Here is a 19,937-nt window from a genome sequence, read left to right on the forward strand (position 1 = left end):
ACGCGTTTTGACACAGGGACGCGTTTTGCAGGGACGCGTTTTAAAATACGCACCTGTTAGTTTAACCAAGAAGTTATTTTTATCAAATTTATATAGAGCCTTTTTAATGGCATTACGTCGTAATTAATCATTCTTACTAAACCATGTATCAATGGAATTTATCATATTTTCAAATGCTTCTTCTTTAAATGGTGAAGCGATTCCTGAATGATTAAGTAGTTCTAGGAAAGATAAACTTCCCCCCTGTTTGCATATATCCATATATACATTCCAAGCAGTATGCTTATCTATTTGTCCGATTGACCAAATCTGCAATGCACAAATTTGAGCCATTGCATAATCGATATAGTAAAATGGAAATTTAAATAAATGAATTTGTTGGTGCCAAAAGTTTCCTCTTTTCAAGTAAGAGTGATTATAATTAGTTTTATATGGCATATATTTTTGTTCAATTTCGATCCACTTTTTCTTTCGTTCCGCTATTGATAAGTTAGGATTTGTATAGATAAAATGTTGAAACTCATCAATACTAGCCCTATAAGGCATTGCAAATATAGCATCTTCTAAGTGTGAGTATCTATAATTCATTGCTTCATTTCCAAATATTTCTTCCATGTAGGGCCAAATAAGAAATTCCATTGCAATTGAGCTAATTTCACAAGCTTCCTTAGTGGGAAGTATATATTCCGGTATGTTGTTATTTTGGTTAAAAATAGCCATTTGAAATGAATGACCAAATTCATGTGCGAGTAACTTTACATCCTTTCTTGATCCATTAAAGTTTGCAAAGATATATGGAATCTTTTCATTACATAAATAAGTAGTATAAGCACCTCTTACTTTATTTTCTTTAATGGTTAAATCCATATATTTATTCTCATGCATTATCTTGAAAATCTCACAAGGTTGATCAGATAATTGTTGGAAAATAGTTTTAAATTTTTCTATCATCCAATTAAAATCTCCTTTAAGGATAGCCTCACCGGTTTTAAACCTCGCTTCTTCATCATAGTAGGTTAAGTTCTCAATCCCAACCCGAATCCGTTGCTTTTCCCTTAATTTCTCGGATATTGGAACCATATATTTCAAAATCATTATTCTAAAGTCCGCCACATCTTCTTGACCATAGTCAACCCTAGAAAGTCTAGCATATCCAAGTTCTACAAAAGAATTGTAGCCGAGTTCTGTTGCTATTTGAGTTCTTACTTGAATTAAAGAATCAAAAATTTCATCAATTCTATTTTCGTATTGCTCCAATAGTTCATACTTTTTTTCAATAGCCTGCTTTCTAAGCATTCTATCTGGAGATGAAACAAATTTATCTAATTGAGATAGGTTTCTCTCTTCTCCTTTAAATTCAATCTTGGCATTTGCCATCAATCTTGTATATTCACTTATAAGGTTATTCTCTCTTTTTAATTTATCAATAACTGATGAACCAATAGTATTTTTATTAATTTCAGCAAGATTCAGTAACTGTTTTCCATACTTTTGTATAATTTTTTCTTTAAATGTGGACCTTATTAAGCGTTCATAATAACTCGCTACAACTTTTTCATATACTGGCCAATGTTTATTGATAAATTTTTGTTCTTCTTGATACATCTTATCTGAGGTATCTAATTGGGCTCTTATCTCCGCAATAGTCAACATTGTTAAAACATGATTTCTAAGCGAATTAATCTTATCTATTAGCTTAAATTGCTCTTCAAATGAATTTGCAGAGTCAAATTTTCCTAATAGTTCAAATACCACTTCTTCAAATTCTACGATGTTAGGCCTTTCATATAAAAGCTGATCAAAATTCATTTTCCTACCTCCATTCCATATTATGGTATATTATAAATACTAAAATTAGTAGTCTTATAATTCAAAATAGTGTGTGCTATAATAGCGATATAAGATAATAAATACTATTAGCATATACAAAAGGGCTGCTTTCATAAAAGCAGCTCTTTTTATTTTCTTTGAATGGATACAAAATTACATATAATATACTTTTTTATTAATATTCCCGATAAAATCTTTAATCACAAATAAAAACTGAACTAATTTAAAAATTAGTTCAGCTTAAAAATAGCTTATTATAATGTTGCATATTGTATAAAAGATACTGAGATATTAAGTGTATTATTTTATCTCTTGACTTTTAATAAAAATTTTGCGGTACGGATCTTTTTGTCAAACCACTATACTAACTACTTACATGGTCTACAGCAATCTCAATGGATTTGTATGTTCCAAATAAAACAAGAAATACAACTGTAAAACGTATCAGGGACTCCTTGTTTTGAATTGTATTAAATTGCCAGAATAGTGTAAAATTATTTCTGACACAGGGACATGTTTTTTTCCACCTCATGTCCACTTTTCTCCCCCTCCCTTCTATATAAAAGGAAAAGGGGGAATTCTAATGACTCACTACTTACAAAAATACGCTCGGTTCAATTCACTAGAAGAAATGGACGATGCTGCTGCAAAACATTGCTCGTTCCATCGATACGAGCTAAACAAATCAGACCAACTTGTGCTTGATGTAATCCGAAGGTATTCAGTGAAATATGGAGCTGCCCATTTAAAACACGCAACGATTGAAACAGCTATCAGTAAGTCGAATGCGACTGTTCGTCGGGCGATTCGGAAGCTGGAACAGCTTTGCATTATTCAACGTCTTCACTATGTACGTCCTGTCATGAGCGGACTAGGTGCTAACATTTATATTATTTTACCTTTCGATGACCAGGGGAAAATGAACAATCGGGAGGATGCGGACAACCCGCATGACGACGAGGAAAATGAGCCAATTTCTGAGAAGGAATCGTTATTTATAAAATCTTCTTTTAAAGATCTTAAAACCACGTCTCCTATGGAATCGAATAAGTTATCCACAAGTCTATTTAGTAGAATGAAAGAATTGCTTTCAAATACAATTGGTGAAACAAAAACAGCACGCAATTTTTTCGGCATCCACCTGTCTTTATCAAGTGATATGTTGCGTTTTGATATTTATAAAGATGATGGTGAAGTTTTTGATAACCTGGCCTATCATGCGCTGAAAATTGCAGTGATGGCAACAAAGCGAAAAAACATTCGTAACTTGCCTGGTTATTACAAAGGCGTGCTTCGCAAATTAATTGATGAGACGTATTTTAAGGATATGTTTATGTATTTTGACGTCCCACTAGAAGACTTTTATTATCCGGAGAATTACGAGCCATCTTAAGGTTTGTCCTACCTTATCCACATATTTTTAAGTGGAAAAAGGTTTCACTAATAAAGAAAGAAGGCAGCAATTTAACCTGCCTTCTCCACTGCTAGAATATGAATATTTTCAATAGTGAATTGCGGTCAATTATCAGAATAGTGCGGAACAATTTCTGACACAGGGACGCTACCTTCTTCAAACCGAAATAAGTAGGTAATTAGAGACAATGAAACATAAGAAATTTAACAAATAAAAGCGAAAAATAACGCTCACCTGAAGTGGACGTTATTTGTTGCTGGCTTGTTTAAAAGTAAATTGTAGTCTATTGTCAGAATAGTGTAGAATTGTTTCTAACACAGGGACGCTGCATCACTACTGGTTCTCATCCAAGTCTTAATCGATACAGGGACAACTTCACTTTCTTGAATCATACGCTAACTTGATATACGGTTCTATTTGACTAAAACTCTCTACCCATTCAAGTCTTATATATGCTTCATGAGAGTATTTGATATATTCATAATCCTTTCTAGGATACTTAATACCGAGTTCACTATCGATTTTGTTTTGTGTTTCTAATCCTAAACTTAAGTCCTTCTCTCCAATATGTAAGATTAAACATCGTTGTCTTGCAGTTGTTAAAGTAGCAAACTTGCTTTTCCCAACTCTTTTATAGCCTATTCCATTACTCGTTCCAGCATCAGCAACAGCGAATTCTTTGTTATTCCAAATATACGAATCAATTGTTCTTGCTAGTTCTCTCGCTATTGATTTCTCGAATCTTAAAAAGAAATATTCTTTAGACTTCTGCTTATCACCAATACAGTTAATAATGCAGAATTGCTCAAACTGCCTCATCAAAAAACAAGTAATCAATTCTTGTTTAGCTTCGAAATGCTCATATTGCTCAATAAAAAAGCTTCGAATTTCTTTCCATGTTAAGATAAATGGTTTATCAATGATCAACTGACCATTTGCAAAATTACTTTTATGCCTCTCCAATTGGTCCAGTTCTAAGTAAGTGTTATAACCAATTTTATTTTCAATTAATAGTGAAATATCATTGGAAATGATAGCTCCATCAGGGATTCCATATTGTCTTGGCATTCCAGCTATAATTTTTTTACTTTCGGCAATACCAACTATTGCAGCAATAGGTGTTAGTTTGGAAAGCGGAGAGCTAACTTGATATCGATATTCATAATTTTCCATAGAAACGGCATTTAAATCCAATAATTTTATAAAGGCTAAGGTCAATTCAGGAGATGAATGCTGTAAAACATTTAAAAAGGCTTTTGTAACATTATTTTCAACCTGTAAAATATTCGTTTCCTCTGAACTGTTTTTCGTTTGTCCTCTATAGTAATGAAAAATATTTTCGTAGATAGACAAGCCCTCACCCCACTTCTTTCTTATTCATATTCCTGGATAAGAAATAGTATGTGAGATTTGTTATTTTTCACTGTGGTTAAATCAAAAAATGCTCACTGACTATTACTGTCGAACAAAAAAATGCAGCCCGAGATTTCAAATTCGACTGCTTTTCCTTTTCTTACATATGATTTTGATTACTAATTACTATTTAATAGTGAATTGTAGTTAATTGCCAGAATAGTGTAGAATTGTTTCTAACACAGGGACGCTTCACTTTTACCAAGAGAATGAGAAAACCGCTGGAAGTGACCCCGTCACTTCCGGCGGCTAGTTACTTATGGTGTTTTTAAATTATAAATTCTTCAATCACATTACAAACTTTGTCCACATCCTCTTCACTCAAATAAGGATGCATCGGTAAAGAAAGCACTGTATCACAAAGTTTATTGGTAGTTTCAAAGTCTTGATCATTAAAATCCAAATAAGCAAAAGCATCTTGTTTGTGCATTGGCTTTACATAATAAACCATACTAGGAATACCTTCTTCTTTTAATTTTGCTTGTAGACCATCCCGCTGTTCACTACTCTTTAGCTTAATAGTGTACTGGGCAAAACTTGAATAAAATCCCTCTGGTATGATTGGAGTTCCAAAAATTCCATTTAATCTTTCATTGTATAAATTATATACTCGATTAACATCTTCCAGTTCATGATCGATAAATGCTTTTAGTTTTACTTTTAATACCGCAGCTTGAATAGTGTCTAATCTTGAGTTAACACCAATTCTAACATTATCGTACTTATTCTCGCCTTTTCCATGAACTTTTAACGACTTGAGTAATTCCGCTAATTTATCATCATTAGTAAAAATGGCCCCGCCATCTCCATAACAACCTAGTGGTTTAGCTGGAAAGAACGAAGTAGTAGCAGCGTCTCCAAAACTACATGCTCTTTTTCCATTGATATTACCACCAAATCCTTGGGCACCATCCTCTAATACTAATAAATTATACTTCTTAGCAATTCTCTCTATCTCAGGATAATTTGCTGGTAGTCCAAATAAATCAACAGGAATAATAACCTTTGGAGTTAACTTTCCTTTTTCAATCGTCTTAATAATTGCTTCTTCTAATTTAATAGGATCTATATTAAATGTTTCTCTATCTACATCAACAAAAACAGGAGTTGCACCTAAAAAGGATACAATTTCACCAGTTGAAAAGAATGTGAAATCTGGTATAAATACTGCATCTCCTTCTTTTATTCCCCAAGACATCATTACTAAAGTCATTGCTTCTGTTCCATTAGCGCAGGAAATACAGTGTTTTACCCCAACATAATCTGCTAATTGTTCTTCTAGCTCTTTTACTTCGTTACCACCAATGAAATTGGCATCATTAACAACTTTTTGTATAGCTGAGTCAATTTCGTATTTATATTTTTGGTATTGAGTCTTTAAATCTCTGAATTCCATAATAAACCATCCTCTATCCTATTTAGTCTTTACCATTCTTAATTTCTGGACAGTTCAGTAAGAGTGTACTCTCTTGCATTCATGACATTTCAACTCTTCTTTTATAACCTGTCCACATGCGAAGACATAACCTTTTGTAGGTACCCCTGCCATCAAAGTATAATCTTAGGGGCACGTTTAGACCACTTATAACAATTCAATTTTATCTCTATTTTTAATTTCCTTCAAAGCAATCTTCGTTTGAACGAATGCGCAATCTACAGTTGTGTGAGCATAGTTACAACAACTAATTACAGGGCTTTCTCTAAAATCTTCAATCGTTTCTATTTTTATTAATAGGGACGCATTTTTTACGATAGTATGCACCATTTTAGCTAAGTGCTTCTGAAATTCCCTTATTTCCTAGAATGCCATCTCCAAGCACTCTCAATAATCTCTTCCAACTGAAATTTCGGTTTCCAACCTAAAGATTTGTTAATCTTCTCTGATGAAGCCACCAAAACTGCTGGGTCCCCAGGGCGTCTTTCGACATATTCAACAACCGCCAACCTGCCTGACACTTTTTCACATACTTCAATGATTTCTTTTACGGAGTAGCCTGAACCGTTTCCAAGATTATAAACTTCATTAAATACCTCTCCACTTACTAATCCTTCATATGCAAGTACATGAGCATTAGCCAGGTCAGTTACGTGAATGTAATCTCTCACACAGGTTCCATCTGCTGTGTCATAATCAGTGCCAAAAACGGAGATTTTATCTCTTTGACCTAATAGATGCTGTAAGACTATTGGTATCAAGTGAGTTTCGGGATTATGGTTCTCCCCAATTTGACCTGATTCATGAGCACCAGCAGCATTGAAGTATCTCAAAACTACATATTGAAAATCATGTACATGAGCTACATCTGCTAGGACTTGTTCTACCATCAGCTTTGAACGACCGTAAGGATTAATAGGGTTTGTAGCTGTTTCTTCTGTAATTAAATCCGTGTCTGGTATCCCATAGGTAGCTGCTGTAGAAGAAAAGATAAATTTCCCTACTCCATGTTCAATCATTTTCTTAAGTAAAGTCACTGTTGAACTCACATTATTATCATAATACATTAATGGCTTTTCAACAGATTCCCCAACTAAGCTATTAGCAGCGAAATGAAACACTGCATCTATCTTGTGTTCAGTAAATACTAAGTCAAGAACAGATGCATCTCCTAAATCCCCATTTACAAATGTTACTCCTTCGTCTAATAAAAAAGGATATCCTGTTGATAAATTATCCAAGACAACGACTTCGTACTTACCAATTAATTCTTTCACTGTGTGACTACCAATATAACCAGCTCCACCGCATACCAATATCGACATGTTATACTCCTTTTATATTTTTATTCATATAAATAACTGTATCAATTGCTCTCATTAGTAAGATACTTACATGTTATAGCTAATGTTTGATTTAACTATGTCCTCTTATTTTAGTACATTACGTTTAAATATATAAGAAATTTCTGTAAATTAATCCGAGATAATTGCTTTTAATCTGGCAAGTTCGTTCCTGAATACGAAAGAAGAATGCACAACTTTTAGAAAAGAAAGCCGCTGAAGATGAAATTTCAGCCGCTTTAATACGTTCCCTATATAATTAACACTTACTTGAAATTGTTCTAACAGCATTCCATCTTCATGATCTTAAGATTAAATTGTAGATAATTGTCAGAATAGCGTAGAATTGTTTCTAACACAGGGACGCGTCACTACTTTTTCATAGATCATTTTTCTTCTTCCTTCTCTGTTTTACTTTTATGATTTTAAATAATCATACGTTAAAAACGAGTTAATATTCTCCATTTCTTTGAGTTTATTATTGTCTAAATTGGAATTTTCCATAATTGCATACCATTCTAATGGATGATTATTAATAAACTTTTTTCTATGGTGAAGAATAATATATTTGTATAAGAAAGGAACTTTTTTTAATAATTTTTTAATAACTGTATTAACATGCTTTTTATTTAAGTCATTGAATTCAGATTGCTTCCGCACTACATAATCAAAATATAGTCTTCTATTTAAACGATTTTTAAGAGGTACTTTTTCCCAAAAATTAACTATTTCCTTCTCCCATAGGGGTAATCTCCACTCATAGCCATTAAAATCATAAACCCTAATAGAATGTGCAATAAATTTAGCTTGTCTTTCGGACCAGCCCCAATGCTCATAAACATTCGCAGCTTCATCATTGGAATAGAAATCTTTATACTCAATAATATCAAAGATTCTTTTTAAAAATTCTTCTCTATATTGATTAATTAGTTTTTTATCATCCCAGAGACTATAATGAACTTTTAATATTTGCTCTACTATCATTTTACTAGATATCTTCTGAGTTGTAACAAAGTGTTCTGGAATATGACTTCCTGCAACAAAGTCTCCTGCATGACCGGGAATAAATACTGAGTCTATAGGAATGAGTTCTTTCCTCTTTAGTTCCTCTACTGCTATGACATCTTGAATGTGAGGTAGCGATGAGAGTCCATCTGCGTATTGAAAATATTTCTTTTTATCATTAGAGTTGTACCAATCAATCCATTTTTCTCTTGTATAGGTTATAAATACCCATTTATAACCTAACTTTTCAGCCACTTTTTTTGAAATAATTGCTTCTTGATTACTTTCATTTCCATATGAAAAACAAATTACATTCTTGTACCCTAGTCTTTTTAACATAACGGCTATCAACCGTGAATCATAACCACCACTTAAAGGTAATACTGCAGTGCGACCATTTAGAGTACTTATCAATCTTTGAAATACTTTTACATGTACTTGGTCTAATATTTCTATTAATTCGTCTTGACTTTTTTCAAAATAATCTTCATGTTTGAACTCAAAATACTTTTTTTTAATTAAAGCTTGCTTCTTCTTATAAAAGATAATATATTCTCCGGCCTGTAATTGTTTTACATTTGAATGAAGAGTATTTGTTCCTGTAACATAACCTGTCAGGTAGAATTCAGCTTTAGAAGTTTCATCAATTTTATTATCCGACACTTGTTCAGAAAGCCAACGTGCATCATCACTTAAAAAAAAGTTTCCACTTCTCATTCCATAAAAAAGCGGGATACTCCGAACACGATCTACTGCAGCTAAAATCAAATCATCGTTTTCAAAAGCTATTGAAAAGTTTCCATCAAAATTTCTAATCTCTTTAGTAAAACTAGAAACATCTTTAGAAATTAGTTGCACTAAATGATCATTGCTATTTATTTTTTCATTATACCCTTTAACAAATAAGTCGCCATTTTTTATCCATTTAAATCCCACATTATTTTTTAATTTGATCATTATGAAGATCCTCTCTATTACCAGATATTTTTAAGCATTAAATATCGAATCACCAGAGATATTCCTAAAACAATAGTTATGCTAATTGTTGTGTATGTAAGGGATATCTTGTAAGGAATTTTCACCATTTTCAAAATATAAACACAGTGCCATAACCAAAAAACTACTCCACTAGTTGCAAAAAGTAAAACTGTAATAAAAGCATTTTTAAATATCATTGCCCCCACTAGTAGGGAGATAAATCTACTAATAAATATACCTACGTTGAATAAGAAAGCCACACCTTCTTTCTCCATAACTGTGAATAAAAGTGAAAGAGGTGATGAAATGAATACAAGTAGTAGCCAAACACTTAATAGCCGTGCATATTCTCCCGCAATTATCCATTCTTGTCCAAAAACAAAACTAAAAATTACATCACCAAAAGCAAATAAAACAGAAAGTGGGATTAAGCCTATCCAAAGTAGACTTTTATACGATTTGTAAGTCATCTTACCTAAGATATCTTTATCCTTGTGTTGTAAACTTGATGAAGCTTGAAAGAATACTTGCGATACAGCATTTCCTAAAGTTGTAATTGGAATATTTAATACACGATGCGATAAAGAGTACCATCCTACGATAGTGCTGGAAAAAAATGCTGATATTACAAAAACCGGCATATGTACAGATGCAGTATTTAACATAGCAGACCAGACCGATACTTTTGGAAATTGATCATATCTCTTAGCAACAAATTTCATTTCTTTAATTGATATATCTGAAATAGAAAGTTTATCTTCTCTGATACTTTTTATACTTAATTGTATTGAAGATAAAAACTGTGAAATAATATTCCCTATTATTAATCCAAATGCTCCATCCTTTACTACTCCTAATCCAACATTTACTCCATTTGTTGTTATAGTTTGCGCTACTCTATTTGTCGCTAATCTCTGATATTTCTGTTTTCGGTTTGACCAAAAATTAAAAGCTTGATAAATTCCCGTAAAAAATAATGAAACGGGAATAAAATAAAGCCACTGATAAATTTGACTATTGCCTAATAAATCTGCTATTGTTCTTCCGAATATTAAAATAACAATAAATAAAACTATGCTTATACAAGCTGCAATTATTATAGATAAGAACAATAAATTTTTAGCCTGCTTATCGTCCTCAGGCAACATGATAGCAAGTTCATACCTTGCAGTTACAGCGACTGATATAATAGCAGTTATAGATAAGTATAACGCTAACAAACCGAAATCTTCCGGTGTATACATTCTAGTCAATATTGGTGAAACAGCAATTGGTATAGCTTGGGCAATTGTAGTACCTGCCAATAAAGTTAATATATTCTTCAAAAAAGGTTTTCTTCCACCCCTAATTTTATTCCAACTCAATTATAGGCTTCCTTTCATTTGTAATAGTACACAGAAATATCCGCCATCTATTTTATTTGGGTATACTCCCCACTTTAGGACACTCTTACAAATTGCAAACCGTTGCGTAAATTCTGTAATATTTTCTTTCAAATGGAGTTTCAAATTCATTACATTTCCATCTTCCTTCTTATCTAACTTGTTACACTTGTTGGCCAAGTTATAAAGAATGGAGGCTAGAACATGCGGCCCATACTTATCACCAAGAAAAGCGTATGTAAACGTCAAATATTTACCGTTGTACTGTAATAGGAGCCTTGGATGACTATTTTTCAGTAATATTTGAAATGTTTCGGCATTCATCGGTTTCGATTATCGAAATAGATCACAAGGATTCACTCTGTATTTCTATGTTCGTAACCAATCTTGAATCATTTCCATAGCATATTTCGTTTCTTCCCGCGGTTGTCAAGGTGGGGCCCAAACTTTGGCTAATCATGAGACCTCTTCATTGGCAAAGTTGCTTTAGTCTTTTTTCTAAATAATAATACCACGCATTCTTTTACCGCTTTATATTTATTTATTAGAGTTTTCTAACTTTTACACACTTTATTTTTGTACTTATAGCTGCCTATTTAACCGCTTGACTTAGGAGCGGTATAATTGAAATAACCTTACACCTAGATAAGAATGTAAGATATCGAAGATCCTACATAATACAGTATACCTACAATAAGTAAAGTGAGTTCAATCCTTTTGAATCTCAATTCCTTGTTAATTCCAAATAATAATAACTTTATTAATATTAATCCTGCAATTTTTTCAATGCCAAATAACCACGCCACCACATTAAATGAAGTAACTATACTGTATATCCAAAATACTAAAATACCATAATAAAGGGTGTTATTTTTATCCTCAAGGAAAATTTTTTCTACTATTTGAATACCAAGAAAGAGTAGGATAGATATAAACAAAACGCCAATGTAACCAAAATCATTCCACCCATTCACAAAAAAAGGAGCATTCGCACCGCCGTATTGCGGATAATAACCATTACTTTCAAAAAACATCAACTTATAGATATAATTATCATAATCTAAAGCATACAATGGTAAAATATTGGGATACCCCCCCTTAATATTCGCAATAATCTCCATTGTTGCACCATGTAAAAAATTATTTTCAGTAATGATATAATGTTTCATTGCAACATATGTAGGAACATAGAAAATTCTTTCTATAAGATTTTCTTTAAAAGCAAGATATAAATCATTAGTTTCAGAGTATGCAAAGCCAAGTGTCAAACCAAGAATTAGAACTCCAAAGATTACTATTAAAGCTACCTTTTTCTTATTTAATTTACCTGAAATTAATATAAATATAATAACTGGAATAAATAACTCAATGGCACTGGATTTTGTTCCTTCTAATGTGAAACATATAAATGTTAAGATCCCTAGCATTGTAGCTAGAAACTTCTTTTTCTTAATAATGTATATACATGTGATAACTAACATTCCATATTTGGAAAGAAATCTAATTAGAGAGCCAAGAGGAATACCATTTAAACTACTTCTCCAAAAAGTTTTTCTAAAACTTACTAGTTCTGCTCCAGAATTCTGAAAAGAATACAGTATTGGAAGAGTTCCATACCCACTTGATGTAATTGCTAATATAATATAAAAAACTGCACAGAATATAGTTAAAATAATAAATACTATAGAAATAATGTTTAATCTTTTTGTATTAATAAGAGTTAAGGAATTGATATGACTTCCCGACTTATTAAAATTGATGATTCTTGGTTTAATAAAAATACTTCCTATCGACATTACTAATAAAATTATCAATAAAGATATAAAGTAATTTAATAAATCATAATTATAATAAGATGTGTAATAGACAAAATACGAAGGAATTATTATTAATATATAGAATGCAGTAAAAAATATGAATAATAATGAGTACTTTTGAAAACGTCTTCCTATAATGATTAAGCTTATAAGTCCATAAACTAATAAAATTACATAAATAAATAAGGCCATATTATACCATTCCCTATATCTTGAATTTAAGTTTATCTAAAACTGAAATGACCTTACTTTCCCAACTCATATTTTTTTCAGCATACTTCCTCATTAAGAATGAAAAATCTGGTTCAGTATTTACAAGGTTATTATAGAAACTAATAACATCACTAATCTGTACTGATTCATCATTACTTGGTATTTTCATACTATACTTGAAATCTTTAGGTAAGTCACTATCGTTATAAGAAAGTAAAAAAGGTATCCCTTTGCTACAATATTCCCTAGTTTTTAATGGAGACGCATTTAAACTGTTAACCCTATGCATTCCCAAAACCGAGACAGCAACATTGCAAATACTATAAACTTCGTCCATATCATGACCTTCTAACAACCCGTGGAATTTCACATAATTTTCAAGTCCATAACGCTTTACTAGTCTTTGTAAACTATGATATTTTGGTCCTTCACCAATTACATGAAAAAAAACTAAGGTATTTGAAGTATTCGTTTGATAGTATTCGTATAAGCCCTCTATTACTCTATCGTAACCATGCCATCTTTCCAATCTCGCTACTCCCAAAATATTCAAAACGTTATCTCGAGAGGAGACTTGTTTTACCAATTGAATATCGCTTACATTTATACCATTTGTTATTTCTGTAAAATTAGATGTCCAAAATTTTTGCACCGATCCTATAACAAAAAAATGGTCTACTTTACTAATGAACTTTTTTCTATAAATTTTATCAATTAAATGGTAAATAGTTAATTTAATATTATGAAGCCTGAAAGTAGGAATAGGGAATGTGGGTACCTCAACAATATATTTAACTCTAAATCCACATTTTTTATCAATAGCTTTTATTAATTTGTATATCCATTGGTTTGGTCGTTCATATCTAATATATAGTGCTGAAATTTTTTCTTTTTCAACAAATACTGTTGCAAGCTTTATAAAGGTATTCACCGTTTTAAAAAGATTACTAGTTTTACATTCTATATTCATAAGACATACCATTTTTTTATCAACAAGTTTATATATTGTAGGACTCCTTTGTTCATCTAAAGCTAAAATATATACGTTGTCTAAATTTTTCTGAAACTCAAAAACTTGATATTTTATTTTTTTTAGTACACCAGATGAATCACCTACTGACGTTTTCCCCAAATATACATATAATAATTTCATTTATTAACTCTCCCTGAACGTCTAAATTTAATCAATAAATTCCATTTCCTGGAAAAATTATAGCTATACTTCGAATTTTAAATTTACTACCATATTTATCACCAGTTAACTTAAGGAAATATATTTTATCTACGTATTAAATAACCAGAATTAGGATTACTCAATATTGTAGATTAGTACCTACCCATTAAGTACTTCTTTCAGTCAGATTCACCATTCAATTGGCAGGTTATCACCAAGAAAGGTTCGATGAAAATTCGCGAATGATAAGAACTTACAGTTCGGTTGTATCTTACTTTGAACATGAAGCTACTTTAGTAAAACATAGGAGTTTTACCAAAGTAGCTTATTGTAAAAGGATTTTCTGTAGCGCCAAATAGTACAGGCACTTTTAAGTTTTTTTTGACCAACCGGAAAATGTTTTAATTGCCCACCGTGACTTAAGCATGTCCCCTATTTTTTCATCCGTTATGTTTCAGTAAACTTGTTACGACACTAATCTCATTGCCATCTTAATTAGTAATTTAATCGATAGAATAAAGCTTTTTAGTTTGTTTTTGTGATATACCCAATGTACAAGTAATGTAAATGGTAACATTGAAATTTTGAAACAACCGCCACTGAGCAATCTTTTATGATTTAATTGGTTGTTTACTTTTAAACTAAAAACAAAGCCTTGCCTATTTCTTATCTAGATATCCATCTTTTCAATTTTTAAAAATACACACTGTCACAGACTAGATTATACGGTTGTCTTTAAGTTTTTTACCATTAGGACCATCAAAGTGGAGTCCTATTGTCTCCATTACTTGGAGAGACAAAGCCTTCTCATTTGTAAAATTAACTTTCAACCTTATCTTACTCGTAGGCCTTGATAAACTTCCCATTTCCATAGTAAATGTATATTCCCGACGATAACTTCAAAAATATTTTTCATAATGGTATAATAGAGACCTTTTATATGCTTGGCTGGCAACGAAAGATATAATATACGAATTAATCCATGGTCCAACATCTGAGGAGTTATGCATACTTTTTTACTTATTCATCTAAGCGATTGTTAAATAAGAAATAAGCAGAGAAGCATTGCATTTCGGGTTACATTTTCGAAATTAATTACTTAAATATCGCTTGTAACTCAGCTGCCGAAAGAAATTTTTGAATCAATGAGTGGAAAGTGGTATTCTTGTTCATGAGAGATGCCCCTTTCCGTAAATATTAATGCTGTAACTTACATATTAATAAGAGCATCTCTCTTTTTCCTTATATATTACTGAAAAAAACTAGATAGTCAAAACTAGTGATATTTTCTAGAACTATTGCCCTTTACTATATTTTCAAATAAAACTCTTCTAATCTCTTTACCTCCACTTTTATATTAAAACCTGCTTCCGTTAGAACATCTAAGGTATTTTTTCTTTCTTTGTTAATAGTGCTTAATACTTTTTCGGCCCAATACTCAGGTTTCTTTCTTAAACTAATGAAAGTAACGTTAGTTATGTCAATTTCCTTAGTAACTGTGTTACTAATAATACAAGGTATTCCTGCAGCCTGAGCCTCTACACCTATTACAGGTAACCCTTCATACAATGATGGTAGTATAAAAAAATCTATCGCTTGGATTATTTGATGAACATCATCACGTAATCCAAGAAATAATACATTTTCTTTCAAACCGTGCTTTTCTACTAAGACTTGCACTTTCTCCTTTAAAGGGCCATCTCCAACTAAAATCAATACAGCATTCTTTTGTTTTTTATATATTTGAGCAAATACTTTTATGAGGAATATATGATTTTTTTGTTCGTTAAACCTACCTATATGCCCTATTACTAATTTGTTACCTAATTGTAATTCATTGCGTTTTTCATCTCGAATTGATAATGAATAACTGAACTTATCACAATCAATAGCATTATTAAGGATGTATACTTTGTTTTCCAAAACAGCCTTATTACCATATAAAAATGACCCTGCAGCCTTAGAACAAGCCATTTGGTAATCTACATTTTTGTTTAATGAAAGACATAGTATTCTGTTACGTATAGCATTTAATTTCTTATCAGAATACCTTGTTGTATGACTATGAGAAATAATATTACTAATACCACAGTTTCTTGCAATTGGCTTTATAATAGAATTAAGATAAACTTCATGAAGGTGTAAGATTCTGTACTCATTATCAAAGAAAAAACCAGAAAACTCTTTAATAAATTTAAGATTGTTTTTTGGAGAGGATATTCGATAAATCACCCCTCCTAATTTACTAATTTCATCATGATAAGTAATCTCTTTATCAATAAAGAAAATAAAGTCAAATTGAACTTTCTCTCTGTCAATATTTCTGTAATAATTCATAATAACACCCATTACTCCAGAACCTTTGTCTAATGAGGAAACTAAATGAAGGATTCTAAGTGGTTTATCTAAACTATTCTCTTCTATTTTCTTCTTAGTGACAAAATCCATGTTATCCTCCGTTGAAATACAGCAAGTTTTATTTTACTAATCAAACAAGAAACTCTATTTTAGGGATTTTTTCTTATTTAATCCTATAATCTGTAGAAAGAGTCTCACAGATTCTTTCCAAACAATAACTTACTAAGATTGTAAGTTATTTAAAATACTTTATAAACTACATGTTTATTGCATAATTTTTCTATATTTTCTTATTGACCCAATAATATGTCTACACATAAAATAAGCTGAGGCAAGTGGATTAACACCTATAAACCTAAATACTTTATACGTCATTCTAATGGTCTTTACTTTATTTCCTGATTTTGACTCCCTTGAGATTCTGTATACAAGAAGAGGTTCATTAATCCCGTATGCAAACACACCAGTTCTTAATATTCTAAGCCAAACAGCATAATCTTCATGCATATCATCTTTTTCCATTTTAATATTTTCAAAAAACCTCTTTTTTATAAGTACAGATGAGCAAGATATAACATTATGTGTTCTCAACTCCAAGTAATTTATTCTTTCAGGGACTTCAAATATTCCTTGATAACATTTTCCTTTCTCATTAATATAAGATGAACCTGTGAATAGAAACTCAGCAGCTGACTCGTTTACGAACTCCAACTGTTTTTGTAGTTTAGTTTTCGCCCATAGATCATCACTGTCTAAAAAGGCAATCCAGTCTCCATCAGCTAGTTCGATTCCTCTGTTTCTTGTGGCAGATACACCTTGATTATTTTCATTTATATAAAGTTTAATTCGATTATCTTTGTTTGAAAGTTCTTCTATTATATTTAATGTATTATCCAATGACCCATCATCTATTATAATAAGCTCCCATAATTGATATGTCTGTTCAATCACTGATTTAATTGCTGCTTCAATATATCTTTCACAGTTATATGCAGGCATTATAATACTTACTAAAGTCTCATTCTTATTTATATATTTCATATTTACGTCTCCCTTCTGTCAAAGGAATCGAAGACTCAAAATCGCATACGTTATATGAGAACCTTTGTTCAGACATATATTTTTCATACACTAAGTCACCAAACACCTTATTAACTGTACCAATTTTCAGTAATCTTAATAAGGGATTAAATAATTTTATCATCTTAATCTCTTTCCCATGCGCTTCTGCAATCTGCCTGACCATCTCACTTGTTTTTACATACTCACTATTCTGTGGGAAGAATAACCCGCTACTACAATCATCTATAAGAGACTTAATAAACTCAGATAGATTATCAATGTAAATCATACTTCTTCTATTCTCTATATTAGGAAAAACTCGTGTATTTAGAGCAAGATTTGCTAGTCTAGGATAATTCCCTTTACAACCCTTACCATAAATCATTGGTGGACGAAGGATTGCTACTTTAAATGAATCATTTCCCAACGTACTAACTAACTCTTCTGCTTGAATCTTTGACTTACCATAATTACTTTTAGGCTTAATTGGAGTATCTTTGCTAATAACTCCGTTTTCTACTCCATACACACTCATTGAACTTAAAAATATGAACTGCTTAGAACCCTCAATTTTTGCCTTTTGAGCTACTTCATAAGCCAAGTCACGATTCACTTTGTAGTAATGTCCCGAGTTTTCTTTCGTTTCCTTTATATGAGCTATTCCAGCAACATGAAACACAACGTCATACTTCGAAAAGTCTTTCCCCTTCCAGGAATCATTCCTTAAACTAATAGAATCTATTAAATATCGATCAGGAAAATTCCCCAGCCATCTCTCTAGGCTTGTGCCTATATAGCTGTTAGCTCCTGTTATTAGTATTTTCTTCACTTTGAAATACTCTCCTTGGTACCCACAACTTCCTTCATAGTTCCAGTCCCACCTTCAACAACTCCATCACTCTTAACAACACTAACAATCGTTCCAAAAAAGCATTTAACATCCATCCAAAAACTAATCTTATCAACATATTCCCCATCCAACCTAGCCTTAACCCCAATTGGAAGTTCATCTCTACCATTAATCTGAGCCCATCCAGTAAGTCCAGGTGGCACATCATTAGCACCATATTTATCTCTTTCTTCTATTAAATCATACTGATTCCAAAGCGATGGTCTTGGACCGATAATACTCATCTGTCCCACAAAGATATTCCATATTTGTGGTAGTTCATCTAAACTAGTTTTTCTCAAGAACTTACCTATTTTTGTTATATACTGTTCCGGGGCGGTCAATAAATGCGTTGGAATATCCTTAGGCGTATCTATTCTCATAGTTCGGAACTTTAATATATTAAAATGTGTTTTATGAATTCCTATTCTTTTTTGTTTAAAAAGCACAGGACCTTTGGATTCAAATTTAATCGCTATAATTACTATTAAGAATACTGGTGATAAAATAATAAGCCCAAATAAGGAAAGAATGATATCGATCAATCTTTTAAATTCCATGTACATGTACATTTCCATTACACTCCTTGATTACTTTAGTAACTTACAACTTAATTAGATTCCAAACCTTCAACCATCTATCCAATCAACTAATAACCTACTAAACATTATTTCTTAACCAAAAAACACTAAGCCCAACCAAATGGGCTTCAAATTTTTTCAATACCAATACCCCTAAACCACCAACCGACTCGTCATCAACGCATCCAAATACTCCAACAAATCATCCCTCAACCCATCATCCTGTAAAGCCATCTCAATAGTAGTCGTAATAAACCCCAACTTCTCCCCAACATCATATCGCTTACCTTCAAAATCAAACGCAAACACATTCTGAATCTCATTCAACTTCTGAATCGCATCCGTCAACTGAATCTCTCCACCAGCTCCAGTTTCCTGCTTTTCAAGAAACTCAAAAATCTCGGGTGTTAAAATATAACGTCCCATAATTGCCAAATTAGAAGGAGCTGTACCTTGTGCAGGTTTTTCTACAAAATTACTTACTTGATAACGTCTACCCTCTTTTGAACTTGGATCAATAATTCCGTATCGATGCGTATTTTCATCCGCAACTGTTTGCACACCAATCACGGATGCTCCAGTTTCATCATATTGTTCTATCAATTGTTTAAGACAAGGTTTTTCAGCTTGAACGATATCATCACCTAGTAATAAAGCAAATGGTTCATCACCGATAAAATTACGTGCACACCATACTGCATGTCCTAATCCTTTAGGTTCTTTTTGTCGTATATAGTGAATTTCAACCTTAGAGGATTGATTTACTTTTTCTAGTAAATCAAATTTCCCTTTTCCTATCAAATTTTCTTCCAATTCCAAATTTCGATCAAAATGATCTTCTATTGCACGTTTTCCTTTACCCGTAACAATAATAATATCTTCTATACCAGATGCAATTGCTTCCTCCACAATATATTCAATGGTAGGTCTATCCACGATCGGTAACATTTCTTTTGGCATCGCTTTTGTCGCAGGAAGGAAACGTGTTCCGAGTCCCGCTGCTGGTATAATAGCTTTCCGTACTTTTTTCAACTCATACACTC

Annotated in this window: 14 protein-coding genes; 1 reads left to right on the top strand and 13 read right to left on the bottom strand. The window is 31.9% G+C overall.

Annotation, left to right across the window (positions count from 1 at the left end):
- Window positions 1–123: 123 nt before the first annotated feature.
- On the bottom strand, window positions 124–1,809 hold the full coding sequence (locus tag ACTSKG_RS08455) for a M3 family oligoendopeptidase (RefSeq protein ID WP_464757742.1): 1,686 nt from the start codon (window positions 1,807–1,809) through the stop codon (window positions 124–126).
- Window positions 1,810–2,413: 604 nt separating this feature from the next.
- Between ACTSKG_RS08455 and ACTSKG_RS08460 the strand changes: the two genes are divergently transcribed.
- Window positions 2,414–3,223 (top strand): helix-turn-helix domain-containing protein, encoded by an 810-nt coding sequence (locus ACTSKG_RS08460; RefSeq protein ID WP_464757743.1) that lies wholly within the window; start codon window positions 2,414–2,416, stop codon window positions 3,221–3,223.
- Between the two features lie 396 nt (window positions 3,224–3,619).
- Here the strand turns inward: ACTSKG_RS08460 and ACTSKG_RS08465 are convergent, their stop codons facing one another.
- From ACTSKG_RS08465 to galU, 12 genes are all read right to left on the bottom strand, one after another.
- Window positions 3,620–4,597 carry a hypothetical protein gene (locus tag ACTSKG_RS08465; RefSeq protein WP_464757744.1) on the bottom strand — a complete coding sequence of 326 codons (978 nt, stop codon included), beginning with the start codon at window positions 4,595–4,597 and terminating at the stop codon, window positions 3,620–3,622.
- Between the two features lie 328 nt (window positions 4,598–4,925).
- On the bottom strand, window positions 4,926–6,053 hold the full coding sequence (locus ACTSKG_RS08470) for a DegT/DnrJ/EryC1/StrS family aminotransferase (RefSeq protein WP_464757745.1): 1,128 nt from the start codon (window positions 6,051–6,053) through the stop codon (window positions 4,926–4,928).
- A 395-nt stretch (window positions 6,054–6,448) separates the two neighbouring features.
- Window positions 6,449–7,417 carry a UDP-glucose 4-epimerase GalE gene (gene galE / locus ACTSKG_RS08475; RefSeq protein WP_464757746.1) on the bottom strand — a complete coding sequence of 323 codons (969 nt, stop codon included), beginning with the start codon at window positions 7,415–7,417 and terminating at the stop codon, window positions 6,449–6,451.
- Window positions 7,418–7,852: 435 nt separating this feature from the next.
- Entirely contained in the window at window positions 7,853–9,397 is a 1,545-nt protein-coding gene (locus ACTSKG_RS08480) for an asparagine synthase-related protein (protein WP_464757747.1), read from the bottom strand.
- Window positions 9,398–9,414: 17 nt separating this feature from the next.
- Window positions 9,415–10,782 (bottom strand): lipopolysaccharide biosynthesis protein, encoded by a 1,368-nt coding sequence (locus ACTSKG_RS08485; protein ID WP_464757748.1) that lies wholly within the window; start codon window positions 10,780–10,782, stop codon window positions 9,415–9,417.
- A gap of 659 nt (window positions 10,783–11,441) precedes the next feature.
- Window positions 11,442–12,809, bottom strand: coding sequence for an O-antigen polymerase (locus ACTSKG_RS08490; protein ID WP_464757749.1), 1,368 nt, complete (start codon window positions 12,807–12,809; stop codon window positions 11,442–11,444).
- Window positions 12,810–12,822: 13 nt separating this feature from the next.
- Window positions 12,823–13,983, bottom strand: a complete 1,161-nt coding sequence (locus ACTSKG_RS08495) for a glycosyltransferase (protein WP_464757750.1) — start codon at window positions 13,981–13,983, stop codon at window positions 12,823–12,825.
- 1,329 nt (window positions 13,984–15,312) lie between these two features.
- Window positions 15,313–16,452, bottom strand: coding sequence for a glycosyltransferase family 1 protein (locus tag ACTSKG_RS08500; protein ID WP_464757751.1), 1,140 nt, complete (start codon window positions 16,450–16,452; stop codon window positions 15,313–15,315).
- A gap of 174 nt (window positions 16,453–16,626) precedes the next feature.
- Window positions 16,627–17,403 carry a glycosyltransferase family 2 protein gene (locus ACTSKG_RS08505; RefSeq protein ID WP_464757752.1) on the bottom strand — a complete coding sequence of 259 codons (777 nt, stop codon included), beginning with the start codon at window positions 17,401–17,403 and terminating at the stop codon, window positions 16,627–16,629.
- Window positions 17,387–18,253, bottom strand: a complete 867-nt coding sequence (locus tag ACTSKG_RS08510; RefSeq protein WP_464757753.1) for an NAD-dependent epimerase/dehydratase family protein — start codon at window positions 18,251–18,253, stop codon at window positions 17,387–17,389. Before ACTSKG_RS08510 ends, ACTSKG_RS08505 begins: the two co-directional genes overlap by 17 nt.
- On the bottom strand, window positions 18,250–18,879 hold the full coding sequence (locus tag ACTSKG_RS08515; protein ID WP_464758000.1) for a sugar transferase: 630 nt from the start codon (window positions 18,877–18,879) through the stop codon (window positions 18,250–18,252). Before ACTSKG_RS08515 ends, ACTSKG_RS08510 begins: the two co-directional genes overlap by 4 nt.
- A gap of 168 nt (window positions 18,880–19,047) precedes the next feature.
- On the bottom strand, window positions 19,048–19,926 hold the full coding sequence (gene galU, locus ACTSKG_RS08520; RefSeq protein ID WP_464757754.1) for a UTP--glucose-1-phosphate uridylyltransferase GalU: 879 nt from the start codon (window positions 19,924–19,926) through the stop codon (window positions 19,048–19,050).
- Between the last annotated feature and the right edge of the window lie 11 nt (window positions 19,927–19,937).

The organism is Psychrobacillus syltrankelensis (assembly GCF_055454035.1).

Coding starts and splice junctions, on each gene's coding strand:
- ACTSKG_RS08500 (WP_464757751.1), bottom strand. CDS start 16,452: ATGGATTTTGTCACTAAGAAGAAAATAGAAGAGAATAGTTTAGATAAA.
- ACTSKG_RS08455 (WP_464757742.1), bottom strand. CDS start 1,809: ATGAATTTTGATCAGCTTTTATATGAAAGGCCTAACATCGTAGAATTT.
- ACTSKG_RS08460 (WP_464757743.1), top strand. CDS start 2,414: ATGACTCACTACTTACAAAAATACGCTCGGTTCAATTCACTAGAAGAA.
- ACTSKG_RS08495 (WP_464757750.1), bottom strand. CDS start 13,983: ATGAAATTATTATATGTATATTTGGGGAAAACGTCAGTAGGTGATTCA.
- ACTSKG_RS08515 (WP_464758000.1), bottom strand. CDS start 18,879: ATGTACATGGAATTTAAAAGATTGATCGATATCATTCTTTCCTTATTT.
- ACTSKG_RS08480 (WP_464757747.1), bottom strand. CDS start 9,397: ATGATCAAATTAAAAAATAATGTGGGATTTAAATGGATAAAAAATGGC.
- ACTSKG_RS08470 (WP_464757745.1), bottom strand. CDS start 6,053: ATGGAATTCAGAGATTTAAAGACTCAATACCAAAAATATAAATACGAA.
- galE (WP_464757746.1), bottom strand. CDS start 7,417: ATGTCGATATTGGTATGCGGTGGAGCTGGTTATATTGGTAGTCACACA.
- ACTSKG_RS08490 (WP_464757749.1), bottom strand. CDS start 12,809: ATGGCCTTATTTATTTATGTAATTTTATTAGTTTATGGACTTATAAGC.
- ACTSKG_RS08505 (WP_464757752.1), bottom strand. CDS start 17,403: ATGAAATATATAAATAAGAATGAGACTTTAGTAAGTATTATAATGCCT.